This window comes from Janthinobacterium sp. TND4EL3 (assembly GCF_900156175.1).
Lineage (GTDB): Bacteria > Pseudomonadota > Gammaproteobacteria > Burkholderiales > Burkholderiaceae_D > Janthinobacterium.
Window position 1 is genome coordinate 299,983 of the sequence record NZ_FTMV01000002.1, and the last position, 15,899, is coordinate 315,881.

Sequence of the window (15,899 nt, forward strand, 5' to 3'; positions counted from 1 at the left end):
CTCAATGAAAACTCGTCCGTGCTTCACCCTGATGGGCCGCGCCTTGCTGGCGCTGGCCCTTTCTTTTTGCCCGTTGATGACGGTGCGCGCGCTGGCCGCCGAGACGGCTGCCAGCGCCAGCGCTTCCGCGCTGGAAAATTCCGTCGTCAAGGTGTTTTCCACCCTGCGCGGACCTGACCCGTACAAGCCCTGGAGCAAGGCCCAGCCGCAGGAGGTGACGGGTTCCGGCGTCGTCATCGAGGGCCGCCGCATCCTCACCAACGCCCATGTGGTCGGTTATGCCAGCCAGGTGCAGATCCAGGCGAATGGCTCGGGCGACAAGATCCCGGCCACGGTGCTGGCCATTTCGCGGGGCATGGACCTGGCCTTGCTGAAGATCGACGACGACGGCTTTTTCGCCAGCCACAAGCCGGTGCCGCGCGCCAACGTCCTGCCGGACGTGCGCGATGCCGTGCTGGCCTACGGTTATCCGACGGGCGGCACCTCGCTGTCGATTACCAAGGGCATCGTCTCGCGCATCGAATTCGTGCGCTACAACTTCCCCGTCTCCGGCCTGCGCATCCAGATCGATGCGGCCATCAACCCGGGCAATAGCGGCGGCCCCGTGATCGCGGGCGACAAGATGATCGGCCTGGCCTTTGCGGGCATGCTCAATGCGCAAAACATCGGCTACATCATCCCCAACGAGGAAATCGAGCTGTTCCTGCGCGACCAGGAAAGCGGCGCGCCCAAGGGCAAGCCCGCCATGCTTGATGTAACGCAAACGCTGGAAAATCCTGCGCTGCGCACCTACCTGAAGCTGGCCAAGGGCGTCGAGGGCGCCGTCGTGATGACGCCGGCCAGCAAGGATGCCGCCTACCCGCTCAAGGAGTGGGACGTCATCACGCAGATCGGCGAGTTCCCTATCGATAACCAGGGCATGGTCAAGCTGAATGCCAACAGCCGCGTGCGCTTCCAGTACCGCGTGCAGCAGCTGGCGAAGGATGGCCAGCTGCCGTTGACGGTGGTGCGCCAGGGCGCGCCCCTGAAAATCAAGGTGCCCGTCTCGGCGGCGCACCCGATGCTCATCCCTAGCCTGCAGGGCAACTATCCTTCGTATTTCATCTTCGGCCCGATGGTGTTTTCGCGCGCCACCACGGAATTCATGGCGGGTCCGAACAGCAATGCGGGTGTGTTGACGGGCATGAGTTTTGCTGGCAATCCGCTGATGACGCGCCGCGGCGACGCGCCCGATACCGAGCGCGAGGAACTGGTGGTGATTGCCGCGCCTTTCTTCCCGCACAAGCTGATGAATGGCTACAGCACCCGTTTCTTCTCGGTCGTCGATTCCGTCAATGGCGTGCGCGTGCGCAGCCTGGCGCACCTGGTGGCTCTGCTGCGCGACCAGAAGGACGAACTGCTGACCTTCCGTTTCCAGCAGCGCGATGCGGAAATGGTCGTCGTGCCCCGCAAGGAGATGCTGGCCGCGACGGAATCGGGGCTGACGGACAATGGCATCCGCTCGGAAGCGTCGGCCGATATGTTGAAAATATGGAATGAAAAAACGCCGGTGAACTGATCGTTCCCGGCGTTCCGTTTGACAACAGGCGTGGCGCAAGCCGCGCCTGTTTCATTTTAGGCCAGTACTTTTTTCAGCCACGCGCCGATGGCGTCGATCTCTTCCTGGCACAACGAGTGTTGCATCATGTATTCATGCCATTCCACCTTGTAACCCATGCCGGTGAGCAAGTCGCGCGATTGCTGCGCGCGGCCGATCTGCACCACGGGGTCGGCCGTGCCATGCGCCATGAAGATCGGCGTCTGCAGGCTGGCCGGCGTGCGTTCAAGAGCCGTCTTGTCGGCCAGCGGCAGGTAGCCGGACAGGCACATCAGGCCAGCCAGCGGTTCGGCGTGGCGCAAGCCCGTCTGCAGGGTCATGGCGCAGCCTTGCGAGAAGCCGGCCAGGACGATGCGGCTGGCGGGAATGCCGCGCGCCTTTTCGCGCGCGATCAGCGCCTCGATTTGTACTTGCGAGGCGCGCAGGCCGTTCTCGTCTTCGCGGCGCACGAGGTCGCTCACGAGGATGTCGTACCAGGCGCGCATCACATAGCCGTTGTTGATGGTGACGGGCATGGTGCCGGCGCTGGGGAAAATGAAGCGGATGGCGGGGCAGCCGCGCAAATCGAGTTCTTTCACCAGGGGCACGAAGTCGTTGCCGTCGGCGCCCAGGCCGTGCATCCAGATGATGGAGACGGTGGGGTTCGGTGCGCTGTCGAGTTCTATGGTTTCCAGCAAGGTGCTCATGTATTTTCCTCTGGTAGTGGTTGCGCCGGACGCAGCGCCGATTTGGGACGGAAGGCCTTGCAGATGGCCGGGTCGGTTTCCATGTAGGGACCTTTGATCAGGTCGATGCAATAGGGGACGGCGGCAAAGATGCCGTTCACCAATTGATTTCCATCAACATCCTTCAAGCCTTCCAGGGTTTCCTTGATGGCCTTGGGCTGGCCCGGCAGGTTCATGATCAGGCAAGCGCGCTCGGGTGTCTCGCGGATCACGGCCACCTGGCGCGACAGGATCGCCGTCGGCACGAATTGCAGGCTGATCTGGCGCATCTGTTCGCCGAAACCGGGCATTTCCTTGGTGCCCACGCTGAGCGTGGCGTCCGGCGTCACGTCGCGCCGCGCCGGGCCCGTGCCGCCCGTGGTCAGGATCAGATGGCAGTGGTTCAGGTCGACCATGTCGATCAGGGTGTTTTCAATTTGCGAGCGCTCGTCCGGGATCAAACGCTTTTCCAGGCGGAAAGGTGTGCGGATGGCGGCGGACAGCCAGCTTTCCAGGGCCGGGATGCCCTGGTCTTCATACACGCCGCCGCTGGCGCGGTCCGAGATCGACACGAGGCCGATAATCAATTCGTCTTCTATCGTGGTCATGGGGGCACCTGTCTATGTCGTAAAAAAACCGGGATGATCCCGGTTTTTAGCTGCTTTCGGGGTCAGACCCGCCGGGTCTGAGCCCAGTTTTTTACTCGTCGTCTTCGCCTTCAACGCCATCTTCATCGGCATCTTTCTTGCCGCTGTTGTTCTTCTTGGCGATCTCTTTCAAGATCTGGAAGATTTCGCGATAGGCTTTCGGCGGCTTGTTCTCGGCTTGCTCCTTGCGGGCATTGCGGATCAGGGTGCGCAGGTGCTGCACGTCCAGTTCCGGGTTTTCCGACAGCAAGACGGTCAGGGCCTTGTCATCCGCCAGCAGCTTGTCGCGGCGGCGTTCCATCGCATGCATATTGGCCGTGTCGGCTTTCGACAAGCCTTTCCAGCTATCGATGGTGCGTTGGATTGCGGCAACTTCTTCCTCGTCCAGGGTGCGCATTTTCTTGCCCACGTATTGCAGCTGGCGGCGGCGGCCTTCGTGATCCTTGATCTGCTGGCATTCGAGAATGGCGTCGCGCACGTCTTCCGGCATCGGGACGCGCTTGACGCGGTCACGTGCCTCATTGACGAGTTCTTCGCCCAGCTTTTGCAGGACGGTCATCTGGCGCTTGAGTTCCGACTTCGACGGACGTTCATATTCCTGTTCGAATTCGGTGGATTGGAAGCCGCAAGCTCCCCGGTTTGGATTTGGCATGATATATAAGGCGGGAGGGGACTTGTGGACCGCTCCTGTAAACTGTAAACGACTGCTATGATAACCTTTTTAGCGGCTTTCCGAAGAAAACAGCGCATGAACGACTCCGTATTTACCCATAGCCAAGAGCAATTGCAGCAACTAGCCCGTGATGTGTTGTCTTTTGCGCGGGACGCCGGCGGCACGGACGCCGCCGTCGAAGTCAGCGAAGGGGGCGGGCTTTCCGTTTCTGTACGAAAAGGCAAGATCGAGACGATCGAGCAAAACAAGGACAAGGGCATGGGCGTGACCGTGTTTGTCGGCAAGAAACGCGGCAACGCCAGCACGTCCGACTTTTCCCCTGCCGCCCTGCGTGCCACGGTGGACGCGGCCTACAATATCGCCCGCTTCACGGCCGAGGACGATTGTGCGGGCCTGGCTGACGCGGACATGCTGGAAATGTCGCCCCGCGACTTGCAATTGTATTATCCGTGGCTCATTTCCGCCGAGGAAGCCGTCGCACTGGCCCAGCGGGCCGAAGCGGCCGCCTTCGCCGTCGACCCGCGCATCACGAACAGCGAGGGCGCCAGCGTGCACGTGCAGCAATCGCACTTTGTATCCGCCAATTCGCGCGGCTTCATCGGCGGCTATCCGTTTTCCCGCCACACCCTGTCCGTGGCGCCCATCGCCGGCAAGGGCGCGAAGATGCAGCGCGACGACTGGTATTCGTCCGTGCGCGACGCCTCAAAAATGTCGAGTCCGGAAGCCATCGGCCGCTACGCCGCCGAGCGCGCCCTGTCGCGCCTGAACGCGCGCAAGCTGGGCACGCGCACCTGTCCCGTGCTGTTCGAGGCGCCGCTGGCGGCCGGCTTGCTGGGGACCTATGTGCAAGCGACCTCGGGCGGCGCTTTGTACCGCAAATCTACTTTCCTGCTGGACTCGCTCGGCACGCAGGTGCTGCCCGATCATGTGCAGATTTTCGAAGACCCGCACGTGATCGGCGGTGTCGGCTCCGCCCCGTTCGACGAGGAGGGCGTGAAAACCGTCAGCCGCGACGTCGTCAAGGATGGCGTGGTGCAAGGCTATTTCCTGTCGACCTATACGGCCCGCAAGCTGGGCATGCAGACGACGGGCAACGCGGGCGGCTCGCACAATCTGTACCTGACGTCCAGCCAGACGGCAGCCAGCGACGATTTTGTTGCCATGCTGAAAAAGCTGGGCACGGGCTTGCTGGTAACGGAACTGATGGGACAAGGAACCAACTACGTGACGGGCGACTATTCGCGCGGCGCATCTGGTTTCTGGGTGGAAAATGGCGTGATTCAATATCCGGTGGAGGAAATCACTATCGCCGGCAACATGAAGGACATGCTGCGCAACATCGTCGCCGTGGGCGCCGACGTGCTGCGCCGCGGCACCAAGCAGACAGGCTCCATCCTCATCGAGAGCATGGTGGTGGCTGGCGGCTGAGCGCCCTGGGGGCCAGCCGCGGCAACGCCGCGCTGGCGCCCCACGCTTTACTGCCGGACTTGATAGCCATCCGTCAGCGTGGCCAGAAACTTCACCATATCCTCGATTTCCCCGGCCGTCAGCGCGGGCGCCATGCCGCGCTTGCGGTCGAACGGCCCCTCCTTGACGTTCACATTGGCGCGGTACTTGCCCGGTAGGTCGTTGAATTTCTGCACTTTTCCCTTGCTGTCGCGCGGATACCATTCTTCCGGGTGCGTATCGCGCCGCACATAGAAACGCAGGGCATCCGTCAGGTTGTCGAACACGCCGTTGTGAAAAAACACCTGGCGCGTGGCCACATTGCGCAGGCTGGGCACCTTGAAGGCGCCGCATAACGCTGCTTTTTTTGCCAGGTCCGTGCGGTCGGGGCCGCATAAGCCCAGGTCAAAATAGGTGGCGTCGGCGGTGGCGGGAATGCGCGTATTGCGCGGCACGCCCAGATTGTCGAAACTGAAATCCGTGAACAGGGGCGGCGCGCCATGTTCACCGCGCACGCTGGGGTGGCAGGCGGCGCAATTGCCCTTGCGCTCATCGTTGAACAGGGCCAGTCCGCGCAATTCCGCCAGTTCCAGGGGAACCTTGTTGGCCAGGTAGAGGTCATACTTGGAATCGTAGCGGTGGAAGTCCGGCTCTTCCAGTTGGAATTGCTGCAAGGCATAGGTGATGCGGCGAAAGGCCTGTTGCGGTTGCGCAAAGATGCCGTCGCCAAAGACGCGCCGGAATGCTTGCGCATAGGGCGCGCCGCGCAGCCGTTCCACCACTTCATCCGTGCTGGCATTGGCCATTTCGTGCGCTGCCAGGAAAGGCCGTTCCGCCTGCTCCGCCAGGCTGGCGGCGCGGCCGTCCCAGTTGATGCCGCCGTTGGGCGCGCCTTCCTCGTCGAAGCGGAACGGGGGATTGCGTTCCAGATAGCGCAGCGATGGCGTGGCGCGGTAGCCGCTTGCCTGGCCATCGGCGCCCCCCAGTTGCACGGCCAGTTTGTTGCCGGGCGCGTAGGCGTGGGCCGGGTCATGGCAGCTCGCGCATGACTGCTTGCCCGAGGCCGACAGGCTGGCGTCGTTGAAAATCTGGCGTCCCAGCTGTGCGGCAGGACTGAGTTCGGCCGCCGTGCCTGGCATGCCATACACGTTGGCGAACAAGAATATGCACACGTGTGCAAATCGGGTCGGTGAAAATCGCGCCGCAGCGCGTGGCTGGTGTTTGATGGTCATTGTGGGGCAGTTATCGGCAAGGGAGGGACGGGCAGCGCTGCGCCCAGTATAGGCAGCAATGGCTCGCGTGGCAACGATTTGCGATGTTGCGCTGCGCCATGGCGGCGCGCCGCTCCCGTCGTGCCAGAGGGCGGCGCTCGCGGCTGGCTACGGGACGGTCAGTATTGTTCCCATTCACCTTCTGCCACCATGGCGGGCGCTGCGCTCTTGCGGTTGGCCGGCGCCCGGGCGACGAGACGGGGCTGGTCCGCCTTGGCGGCTGCGGGCCGTGGCTCGGGACGCGATGCCGGCACGGCTGGCGGCAACGCTTGCATGCCGTCGAGTTTGAAGACGCTGACGGCTTCGGCCAGACTGCTTGCCTGATCCTGCAGCGCTTCGGAAGCGGCCGCGGCTTCTTCCACGAGGGCGGCATTTTGTTGTGTCACGGCATCCATTTCCGTGATGGCCTGGTTGATCTGCTCGATGCCCGCGACTTGTTCACTGCTGGCAGACGTGATTTCGGCCATGATATCGGTCACGCGGCGCACGCTGCTGACGATTTCTTCCATGGTGCTGCCCGCCTGGTTCACGAGGGTGCTGCCGAGGCCGACCTGGTGCACGGAATCGTCGATGAGGATCTTGATTTCCTTGGCCGCCGCGGCCGAGCGGTGCGCCAGGTTGCGCACTTCCGTGGCGACGACGGCAAAGCCGCGGCCCTGTTCACCCGCCCTGGCCGCCTCCACGGCCGCATTCAGTGCCAGGATGTTGGTCTGGAAGGCAATGCCGTCGATGACGCTGATGATGTCGACGATTTTCTTCGACGAGGCATTGATGGAATCCATGGTCGTGATCACTTCCGCCACCACCTGGCCGCCCTTGCTCGCCACGCTGGAGGCCGATTGCGCCATCTGGTTGGCCTGGCGCGCGTTTTCGCCATTCTGCTTGACGGTCGACGTCAGTTCTTCCATCGACGAGGCCGTTTCTTCCAGCGAACTGGCCTGTTGCTCGGTGCGCGAGGACAGGTCCATATTGCCGGAGGCGATTTCACGCGAGCCATGGGCGATGGCATCCGTGCCATGGCGCACGCGGGCCACGATGCCTTGCAGATTGTCGTTCATGTCTTTCAGGGCGCGCAGCAGCAGGCCCGTTTCATCGTTGCCGCGCGCGTCTATGCTGACCGACAAGTCGCCGGCCGCCACCCGTTGCGCCACTGTGACGGCTTCGGCGATGGGACGGCTGATGGAGCGGCTGATCCGGATGGCCAGGACAATGGCGATGAGCGTCGCGGCAACGGACAGGGACAAGGTCAGGATGATGGCCATGCGCCCGCCGGCGAGCGCCTGCTTGCCTTCGGCAGCCATCAGCGATTCCTGGAAGCTGGCCATGGCCGTCAGTGCAGTCAAGAATTTTTCTTGCGGATAGCGCAACTGCGTCAACAGGAAGATGCCTGCCGTTTCCGATTTGCCTTCTTGTAATAGCTTGATGTTCGCATCGCGCGTCCTGGCATAGCTTTCGCGGCTGGTCATCACGGCCTGGAACAGTTCCTGGCCCTTGGGCGTGTTGATCAGGGTTTTCAGGCGCGCCAGCAGCTCCGCGTTCTTTTTGATCGAGGCCTGAATCTTGGTCACGGAACTGCTGACTTCGTCGGCATCGTTGGCGCCGATGATGGCGATGCTCAGCAGGCGGGCCTGGATATTGACCTCGGACTGTATCGTATTGGACAGCATGACCTTGACATAGCGGTCATTGAGGATTTTTTCCGTTGATGCGTTGATGTTGCGAATGCGGGTTACGGAAACAAATGCCACCATGGCAAGCAAGGCAATGATCAAGCCGAAACTGCAGGCCAGGCGCGTACTGATTTTGAGCTGAGACATAGGTCATCCATCCTGGGCGAAAAGCGGAAAGCGTGCGTTCGGCGCCGGCCCGGTCCTCGCCTGCCATGCGGGCAGGCGGCGTCCATGACGGCGCTGATGTGGTCATTTTGCGTTACAGAGAGCTGGCGCGGCAGGGACAGGGCCGTGGATGCGTATTTTCCGGTGGCCGGGAAGTCGTGGCGACCTGCCCGGCGGCGTATTGTTGCGGGGCTGTGCAGCGTGGCGCAGCCCGATTCTGTCGTCAAGTGTAGGACGATAATTTCTGGCCGGCAAGATGTTCGCGAAAAAAAGCGCTGCGTCAACAACGCTTGCCGCGCAGGCATAAAAATGCCCCGGCGTGCGGGGCATGGGATCAGACGGGCCGTGTCGGCCCAGGCGTTCAGGCGCGCAAGGTAGACAGGATAGGCTGCAGCACGGCGGCGCCCAGGGCGGCGCTGCGGGCGCCGCTCCAGCCCGTTTGCGGGTCGGGATCGTTGGCGTTGTCCTTGAACGGCAGTTCCAGGGTCAGCGACAGGCAACCGAAGGCATGGGTGATGTGGGGCGAGCCCATGGTCAGCACTTCCGGCGTGAACGGGCCGTCTTCATAGCCGTGCTCGTCCTGGAAGTCGGGGCTGGCCACCTTGAAGTCGGCGATGAAGCGGTCTTGCTCGGCCTTTTGTTCAGCAGTGAAGTTTTCCAGCGCATCGCTGCCGGCCACGAAGACGTAGGGCAGGCCTTCGTCGCCATGCACGTCGAGGAACAGGTCGCAACCGATTTCATGCATTTTCTGTTTCACCAGGAATACTTCCGGGCTGCGTTCCATCGTCGGCGTCATCCACTCGCGGTTCAGGTTGGCGCCGGCCGCGTTGGTGCGCAGGTTGCCATGCACGGAACCGTCCGGGTTCATGTTCGGCACCACGTAGAAAACCGCGTCCTGCAGGCACTGGCGGGCAAACGGATTGGCCTGGTCCAGCAAGGCTTCGAGCATGCCTTCGACAAACCACTCGGCCATCGTCTCACCGGGATGCTGGCGCGCGATGACCCAGACTTTTTTCTCGGCATCAGCGTCGCCGACGACCAGCAGATTCATGTCGCGGCCTTCCACCGTGCTGCCCAGGTCGATCAGGCGCACCAGCGGCGACGCTTGCGCGCTGTCGATCAGGGCCAGGTGGCGGTCCCATGGGTACGGCTCGAAGTAGGCGTAGTAGACGCTTTCTTCCTCGGGCGTGTGTGCTATGGTCATCACCGTGCCGTCAAAGCTGGTTGGCACGCGGAACCACGTTTCGCGGTCATAGCTGGCGACGGCCTGGTAATCTTTCCAGCCGTCCGGGTAGGCCGACTTGCCCGCGTTCATGAAGCGGATCGTGCACGCCTCGCCTTCCGCGCCTTGCAGGCGGAAGTAAAACCACTGCGTAATGTCGGCGTGGGAATCCTTGCGGATGTTCAGCTCGATGGACTGGGCATCGTCGGCGCGCAGCACCTCGATCGCGCCGGCGTCGAATTGCTGGCTGATTTTAATGGTCATGTGTGTTCCTGATAAAAACGTATGGGTTTTGCATCGTGTGCAATGGCGCGATGATACCTGTTTTGCGCCGGCCTTTGTGCTGGCGCAAACGATGCTGGGCGCGCTTTGCTAACGTGGTAGCGTGAACAAGGAGATCATCATGGCCGGCGAAGACAAGCATATCCACGAGCTGGAAAAGAAAATCAGCGCCCTCAGCGACGCCCTGGCGCACCTGGGCAAGGGCACGACCTTGCAGGAATTGCTGCGCATCATACGTTTCCCCGGCTATACGACGCCGGCCGAATTCACCTTCAACGTCGCCATCCTCGACACCATGCTGGTGCAGGCCAATGCGCTGGAAAAGCTGGGGCAGGATTTGCTGGCGGGGGCCAAGCAGGTGGTGGTGAAACAGTAGCTTGAGGTGGGTTTAGTCTCTTACCCTAAACGCAAAGGCTGGGGTCGGACCCTCAAGGGTCCGACCCCGGTACTAGGCCGTTGGGTTCAGGTATTAAGTCCGCCAAAACGCTCGTAGAACCACGGCTCCACGTCGGGCGCGTGCTCGTCCTCGCGCCGCAGGGTGGCCAGGATGTGTTCCTCGGCCGCCGCATGGGTGATACGGTACAGGTCGCGCGCCAGTGCATAGGCTTGCGTGCCTGGCCACGGCTCGGGCAGCAGTTCGACGGGCAATTGCGGGTCGTGCAATTGCACGCGGCGGTAGGCATGCGTCAGCAGCGAGCGGATGACGAAGGCCTGCTCCGCATCGAACACGGGTTCTTCCTGTAGCAGGGCCAGCAGCGGCTGGAAGCTGGCGATGAATTTTTCGTAGCCGGCCATCACTTCCGACAGATCCCAGCATTCGCCCACCATGTCGCGCAGCGGGCGCGTGCTCACGCCCGGCAACTCTGTTGTGTGGCAGACATACAGCTTGCCCTGTACCTCGTTGCGCACGAGGATATCTTCCAGCGCGTCCGCATTGCTGGCCGGGTGGCCGAAGATGCCGGGCGCGATCAAGCCGTAGCCGGCCCATAACAACTCCTTGCGCAGGGCACTCCTTTCGGCCGCGCCGATGCTGCCGGCAGGGCCGATCACCAGGGTCCAGCTGCCATCCCAGTGCACCACCAGCGGCGCATAGATGCGGCGATACGCGCGTTCGAAGCGGGCCAGCGCGTCCGGGCTTATCGCATAGGCGCTGCGGCGGCCGTCGCGTTGCGAAGTGAGCCAGCCTTCCTGCGCCAGGCGGAACACGCTGGTGCGCAACAGCCGGTCATTGACGCCAAACGGCGCCAGCAGTTCGATCAGGCTGCCCAGCCAGATGGCGCCGCCACGCGGCACGATGGCGTCGCCGAAAATCGTCATCACCAGGGACTTCGAGCGCGGTGGGTCGCTTTCCAGGAAATCGGCTATCCATGCCGTGCAGCGCGTGTTCTTCATGTGGTTCCGGTCTGGCCGTGTTGCGGTCATTTCAATAAAAGCAGCAGTTTACTTGGCCGCGCGGGTTGCGCGTCAATAATTTGTCGGCAGCGCTGATGGTGCTGCCAAAGTGCTTGCTCGTAAGTAATATCATACGCACAAAAAAAGCACATAAGATACGATTTTTTAAAATGATTCACATCAAGTGTATGCAAATCGATTTTTGTATCGTATTATCTGTTCATCGCGCTGCGCTGCTGCGCAAATCAACGACATGGGAGACACATCATGTACGCACAAATGGTTGAAACCGGCCTCAAAAATGTCCGTTCCATCGACGACATGGGGCAAGAAGAACGCGCCTTCCAGGCGCGCATCGACGAAGGCATCAAGATCGAGGCCAAGGACTGGATGCCCGACGCCTACCGCAAGACCCTGATCCGCCAGATTTCGCAGCACGCGCACTCGGAAATCGTCGGCCAGTTGCCTGAAGGTAACTGGGTTACGCGCGCGCCGACCCTGAAACGCAAGTCCATCCTGCTGGCGAAGATCCAGGACGAAGCGGGCCATGGCCTCTACCTGTATAGCGCCGCGGAAACCCTGGGCGTCTCGCGCGACGACTTGCTGGCCGCCCTGCACTCGGGCAAAGCCAAGTATTCCAGCATCTTTAACTATCCCACCCTGTCGTGGGCCGACATGGGCGCCATCGGCTGGCTGGTCGACGGTTCGGCCATCATCAACCAGATTCCCCTGTGCCGCTGCTCCTACGGTCCGTATGCGCGCGCCATGATCCGCGTCTGCAAGGAAGAATCGTTCCATGCGCGCCAGGGCTACGACATCATGATGTCGCTGTGCAAGGGTACGCCCGAGCAGAAAGCCATGGCGCAGGATGCGCTGAACCGCTGGTGGTGGCCATCCTTGATGATGTTCGGCCCGTCCGACGCCGCCTCCGTCAACAGCGCGCAATCGGCGCAATGGCGCATCAAGCTGTTCTCGAACGACGAATTGCGCCAGCGCATGGTCGACCAGACCGTGCCGCAAATCGAATACCTGGGCTTGACCGTGCCCGATCCCGACCTGAAGTTCAATGCGGAAACGGGCCACTATGAATTCGGCGAGATTGACTGGGCCGAGTTCAACAATGTCCTGAAGGGCAACGGCCCGTGCAACCGCGAGCGTTTGCAAACGCGCGTGAAAGCGTATGAGGAGGGCGAATGGTTCCGCGACGCCTTGGTCGCCTACGCAGACAAGCAAGCCGCTATCAAAGCGGCAGCCTGAAATATCTATAAAAGGGGATAGCAACATGAGCAAAGAATGGCCATTGTGGGAAGTGTTCATCCGCAGCCAGCACGGCCTGGCGCACAAGCATGTGGGCAGCCTGCACGCTTCCGACGCCGCCATGGCGGTCAACCATGCGCGCGACGTCTACACGCGCCGCAATGAAGGCGTGAGCATCTGGGTGGTGCGCGCGGCCGATATCGTCGCCAGCAGCCCCGGCGACAAGGGCGCCCTGTTCGAACCGTCGAACAGCAAGGTGTACCGCCATCCCACCTTCTTCCCGATGCCGGAAGAAGTCAAGAACCTGTGATGGGAGCGCCTGCAATGGATGACAAGGTTAACTACCTGCTGCGCCTGGGCGACAACGCCCTGATCCTCAGCCAGCAGCTGTCGCAACTGTGCGGCAAGGGCCCTGCGCTGGAAGAAGACATGGCGCTGACCAACGTGTCGCTGGACTTGCTGGGCCAGACGCGCTTGTGGTTCAGCTATGCGGCGGAACTGGAAAATGCGGGCCGCGACGAGGACGACATTGCCTTCTTGCGCGACGCCCACGACTTCAAGAACTGCCTGCTGGTCGAACAGCCGAACGGAAATTACGCCGACACCATGATGCGCCAGTTCTTCTTCGACAGCTGGCACTACTTCCAGCTGCTGGAACTGACGAAATCGACGGATGCGCGCATCGTCGAAGTGGCGCAAAAGTCGATCAAGGAAGTCACTTACCACCTGCGCCGCAGCGGCGACCTGATCGTGCGCCTGGGCGACGGCACGGCGGAAAGCCATGCGAAAACGCAGGCCGCGGCCGACAAGCTGTGGATGTACACGGGCGAGATGTTCAAGTACGACGCCGTCGACCAGGCCATGCTCGCCGCCGGCATCGCGCCGCCATCGGACGTGCTGCGCCGGGCTTTCCTCGATCACGTGGCCGAGATCTTCGCCGAAGCCACCCTGGCCATGCCGGCGCCCGACGCGTGGATGCAAAAGGGCGGCAAGCAGGGCACGCACACGGAGCACCTGGGTTTTATTCTGGCCGAGATGCAGTTCCTGCAGCGCGCCTATCCTGGCGCGGAGTGGTAATGAATGCCGCCGCTGGCGCCGCAGCGCTGGACGCTGCCCAGGTCTGGACCTGGCTGGGCGATGTGCCGGACCCGGAAATCCCCGTCATTTCGGTGGTGGACCTGGGCATCGTGCGCGCCGTCGAAGTCACGGATGTCGATGCGTGCATCGTGACGATCACGCCCACGTATTCGGGCTGTCCGGCCATGCAGGTAATCGCCGATGCCGTCACCGATGCCTTGCGCAGCCATGGCGTGGCCAAGGTAACCTTGGTGAACCAGTTGTCGCCTGCCTGGACCACTGACTGGATGAGCGAAGCGGGCAAGGCCAAGCTGAAAGGCTATGGCATCGCGCCGCCGCAGCAGCAGGTGATCGATATCAGTGGCTTGCGTGGAGGCGTGAAACGGCAACTGATGCCCAAGCTGGACGTCATTTGCCCGAACTGCGGTTCCACGCATACGCAACTGACCAGCCAGTTCGGCTCCACGCCGTGCAAGGCCCTGTACAAATGCCTGGCTTGCCGCGAACCGTTTGACTACTTCAAGTGCCACTAAAAAAATCAGGCACGCGTTCCGAAGAAACTGGAGATGAAGCATGAGTAAATTTTATCCGCTGTGCGTATCGAACGTGCGCAACGAAACGCGCGACACCATCGCCGTCACGTTTGACGTGCCAGCGGAACTGCAGCAGCAGTTCCGCTTCCAGCAGGGCCAGCACCTGACCCTGCGTGCCAATATCAACGCGGAAGACGTGCGCCGTTCGTACTCGATCTGTTCCGCCGTGCAGGACGGCACCCTGCGCGTGGCCATCAAGCGCACGCCGGGCGGCGCCTTTTCCACCTGGGCCAACGATACCCTGAAAGCCGGCGCCACCATCGAGGTGATGCCGCCCATGGGCCACTTCAACGTGCCGCTCGACTGCCTCAACCGCAAGCATTACCTGGCGTTTGCGGCCGGCAGCGGCATCACGCCCATTCTCTCCATCATCAAGACGACCCTGCTGACGGAACCCCTGAGCCGTTTTACTCTGTTCTACGGCAATCGCGCCTCATCGTCCGTCATCTTCAAGGAAGAATTGACGGATTTGAAGGATGTGTACCTGGAGCGCCTGAACCTCGTCTACGTGATGAGCCGCGAGCAGCAGGACATCGAACTGTTCAACGGCCGCATCACGCAGGAAAAATGCGAGCAGTTCCTGCAGCACTGGATCAAAGTCGAAGACTACGACAACGCCTTCATCTGCGGCCCGGAAGACATGATGCTCGGCGTGTCCGCCGCCCTGCAGGCGGCCGGCATGCCCAAGCAGAATATCAAGATCGAACTGTTCGCCGCCAGCATCCCGAAAAACGCCCACAAGCCGCGCGCCCAGCTGGCTGCGGATGCCGTGAAGGAAACGGAAGTGACCGTCGTCATGGATGGCAACCACACTACCTTCACGATGGACAAGGACAAGGAATCCATCCTCGACGCCGGCCTGCGGGCAGGGCTGGACATGCGCTACTCGTGCAAGGGCGGCGTGTGCTCGACCTGCCGCTGCAAGATCCTCGATGGCAAGGTCGAGATGGACGTCAACTACGCGCTGGAAGACTACGAAGTGGCGCGCGGCTTCGTCCTCAGTTGCCAGAGTTTTCCGCTGACCGACAAGGTCGTGGTCGACTTCGATCAGGCAGAATAAAGCCGGCGCAGGGCTGCTGCCCTGCCGTACCCATTACAAAGCGAGACGCCATGACCTACCAAAACATCCTCTTTACCATCGAGCAGGGTATCGCGACGCTCACCCTGAACCGTCCCGACAAGCTCAATAGCTTTACGCAAGCCATGCACGAGGAAGTGCGCGACGCGATTGCGAAAGTCAATGCCGACAGCTCCGTGCGCGTCTTCGTGCTGACGGGCGCGGGTCGCGGCTTTTGCGCGGGCCAGGATTTGTCCGACCGCGCCGTGGAACCGGGCTCGAAGGGCGTGGACCTGGGCGAATCGGTGGAAAAGAACTACGCGCCGCTGGTGCTGGCCTTGAAGGCCTTGCCTATGCCCGTGATCTGCGCCGTCAACGGCGTAGCCGCCGGCGCGGGCGCCAACCTGGCGCTGGCCTGCGACATCGTCATCGCCGGAAAGTCCGCCAGTTTCGTCGAAGTGTTCTGCAAGCTGGGTCTGATCCCGGACACGGGCGGCACCTTCTTCCTGCCACGGCTGATCGGTTCCGCGCGCGCCATGGGCCTGGCCATGCTCGGTGAAAAACTGACGGCGGAAAAGGCGGAAGACTGGGGCCTGATCTGGAAATGCGTGGACGACGCGCAGCTGGCGGAAGAGACGCGCAAGCTGGCCGTGCATTTTGCCAGCGCGCCGACCAAGGGCCTGGCGTACATCAAGCAGGCGCTGGCTCTCAGTGGTGCCAATACCCTGCCGCAGCAGCTTGCGCTGGAAGCGCGCATGATGAGCGATCTCGGTAACAGCGACGATTATCGCGAAGGCGTGGCGGCCTTCATGGAAAAGCGCACACCGCAATTCAAGGGACATTGAT

The 15,899-nt window shown here is 61.9% G+C and carries 16 protein-coding genes; 9 read left to right on the forward strand and 7 right to left on the reverse strand.

Translation table 11 applies throughout. The features are described from left to right. The first annotated feature begins 4 nt into the window (after positions 1 to 4). Positions 5 to 1,558, forward strand: a complete 1,554-nt coding sequence (locus BXA07_RS05045) for a S1C family serine protease (protein ID WP_244556188.1) — start codon at positions 5 to 7, stop codon at positions 1,556 to 1,558. Positions 1,559 to 1,614: 56 nt separating this feature from the next. On the opposite strand, the gene BXA07_RS05050 is transcribed toward BXA07_RS05045, so the two are convergent. From BXA07_RS05050 to yjgA, 3 genes are all read right to left on the reverse strand, one after another. Beyond that, the gene (locus BXA07_RS05050; RefSeq protein ID WP_076566199.1) at positions 1,615 to 2,283 is read right to left on the reverse strand and encodes an alpha/beta hydrolase; all 669 of its coding nucleotides are present in this window, start codon (positions 2,281 to 2,283) and stop codon (positions 1,615 to 1,617) included. Then, the gene (gene mog, locus BXA07_RS05055; protein ID WP_076566201.1) at positions 2,280 to 2,909 is read right to left on the reverse strand and encodes a molybdopterin adenylyltransferase; all 630 of its coding nucleotides are present in this window, start codon (positions 2,907 to 2,909) and stop codon (positions 2,280 to 2,282) included. The genes BXA07_RS05050 and mog overlap by 4 nt, the downstream gene beginning before the upstream one ends. 91 nt (positions 2,910 to 3,000) lie before the next feature. Continuing rightward, positions 3,001 to 3,600, reverse strand: coding sequence for a ribosome biogenesis factor YjgA (gene yjgA / locus BXA07_RS05060; protein WP_076566202.1), 600 nt, complete (start codon positions 3,598 to 3,600; stop codon positions 3,001 to 3,003). A 96-nt stretch (positions 3,601 to 3,696) separates the two neighbouring features. On the opposite strand from yjgA, the gene pmbA reads away from it, so the two are divergent. Continuing rightward, on the forward strand, positions 3,697 to 5,049 hold the full coding sequence (pmbA, locus tag BXA07_RS05065) for a metalloprotease PmbA (protein WP_076566204.1): 1,353 nt from the start codon (positions 3,697 to 3,699) through the stop codon (positions 5,047 to 5,049). A gap of 47 nt (positions 5,050 to 5,096) precedes the next feature. Here the strand turns inward: pmbA and BXA07_RS05070 are convergent, their stop codons facing one another. The 3 genes from BXA07_RS05070 to BXA07_RS05080 all read right to left on the reverse strand — a co-directional run bounded on the left by BXA07_RS05070 (position 5,097) and on the right by BXA07_RS05080 (position 9,659). After that, a complete protein-coding gene (locus BXA07_RS05070; protein WP_244556189.1) occupies positions 5,097 to 6,239 on the reverse strand; it encodes a cytochrome-c peroxidase in 1,143 nt (380 codons plus the stop codon). 218 nt (positions 6,240 to 6,457) lie between these two features. Further along, positions 6,458 to 8,155, reverse strand: a complete 1,698-nt coding sequence (locus BXA07_RS31580; RefSeq protein ID WP_076566205.1) for a methyl-accepting chemotaxis protein — start codon at positions 8,153 to 8,155, stop codon at positions 6,458 to 6,460. 379 nt (positions 8,156 to 8,534) lie between these two features. Further along, positions 8,535 to 9,659 carry a M14 family metallopeptidase gene (locus BXA07_RS05080; protein WP_076566207.1) on the reverse strand — a complete coding sequence of 375 codons (1,125 nt, stop codon included), beginning with the start codon at positions 9,657 to 9,659 and terminating at the stop codon, positions 8,535 to 8,537. Between the two features lie 139 nt (positions 9,660 to 9,798). On the opposite strand from BXA07_RS05080, the gene BXA07_RS05085 reads away from it, so the two are divergent. Next, a complete protein-coding gene (locus BXA07_RS05085) occupies positions 9,799 to 10,053 on the forward strand; it encodes a hypothetical protein (protein ID WP_076566208.1) in 255 nt (84 codons plus the stop codon). 86 nt (positions 10,054 to 10,139) lie between these two features. Here the strand turns inward: BXA07_RS05085 and paaX are convergent, their stop codons facing one another. Further along, positions 10,140 to 11,069, reverse strand: coding sequence for a phenylacetic acid degradation operon negative regulatory protein PaaX (gene paaX, locus BXA07_RS05090; protein ID WP_076566210.1), 930 nt, complete (start codon positions 11,067 to 11,069; stop codon positions 10,140 to 10,142). 267 nt (positions 11,070 to 11,336) lie between these two features. On the opposite strand from paaX, the gene paaA reads away from it, so the two are divergent. From paaA to paaG, 6 genes are read left to right on the forward strand one after another with little or no spacing between them, the layout of a single operon-like run. Continuing rightward, positions 11,337 to 12,326, forward strand: coding sequence for a 1,2-phenylacetyl-CoA epoxidase subunit PaaA (paaA, locus tag BXA07_RS05095; protein ID WP_076566212.1), 990 nt, complete (start codon positions 11,337 to 11,339; stop codon positions 12,324 to 12,326). Between the two features lie 25 nt (positions 12,327 to 12,351). Then, positions 12,352 to 12,636: a 1,2-phenylacetyl-CoA epoxidase subunit PaaB gene (paaB, locus tag BXA07_RS05100; RefSeq protein WP_070224239.1), complete on the forward strand. Its 285-nt coding sequence runs from the start codon at positions 12,352 to 12,354 to the stop codon at positions 12,634 to 12,636. After that, on the forward strand, positions 12,636 to 13,403 hold the full coding sequence (gene paaC, locus BXA07_RS05105; protein WP_280175044.1) for a 1,2-phenylacetyl-CoA epoxidase subunit PaaC: 768 nt from the start codon (positions 12,636 to 12,638) through the stop codon (positions 13,401 to 13,403). Before paaB ends, paaC begins: the two co-directional genes overlap by 1 nt. Continuing rightward, complete coding sequence (gene paaD / locus BXA07_RS05110; protein WP_076566215.1) at positions 13,403 to 13,936, forward strand: 1,2-phenylacetyl-CoA epoxidase subunit PaaD; 534 nt, start codon at positions 13,403 to 13,405, stop codon at positions 13,934 to 13,936. Before paaC ends, paaD begins: the two co-directional genes overlap by 1 nt. 40 nt (positions 13,937 to 13,976) lie before the next feature. Then, positions 13,977 to 15,056 carry a 1,2-phenylacetyl-CoA epoxidase subunit PaaE gene (paaE, locus tag BXA07_RS05115; RefSeq protein ID WP_076566217.1) on the forward strand — a complete coding sequence of 360 codons (1,080 nt, stop codon included), beginning with the start codon at positions 13,977 to 13,979 and terminating at the stop codon, positions 15,054 to 15,056. Between the two features lie 50 nt (positions 15,057 to 15,106). Next, a complete protein-coding gene (paaG, locus tag BXA07_RS05120) occupies positions 15,107 to 15,898 on the forward strand; it encodes a 2-(1,2-epoxy-1,2-dihydrophenyl)acetyl-CoA isomerase PaaG (RefSeq protein WP_076566218.1) in 792 nt (263 codons plus the stop codon). Position 15,899: the final 1 nt, after the last annotated feature.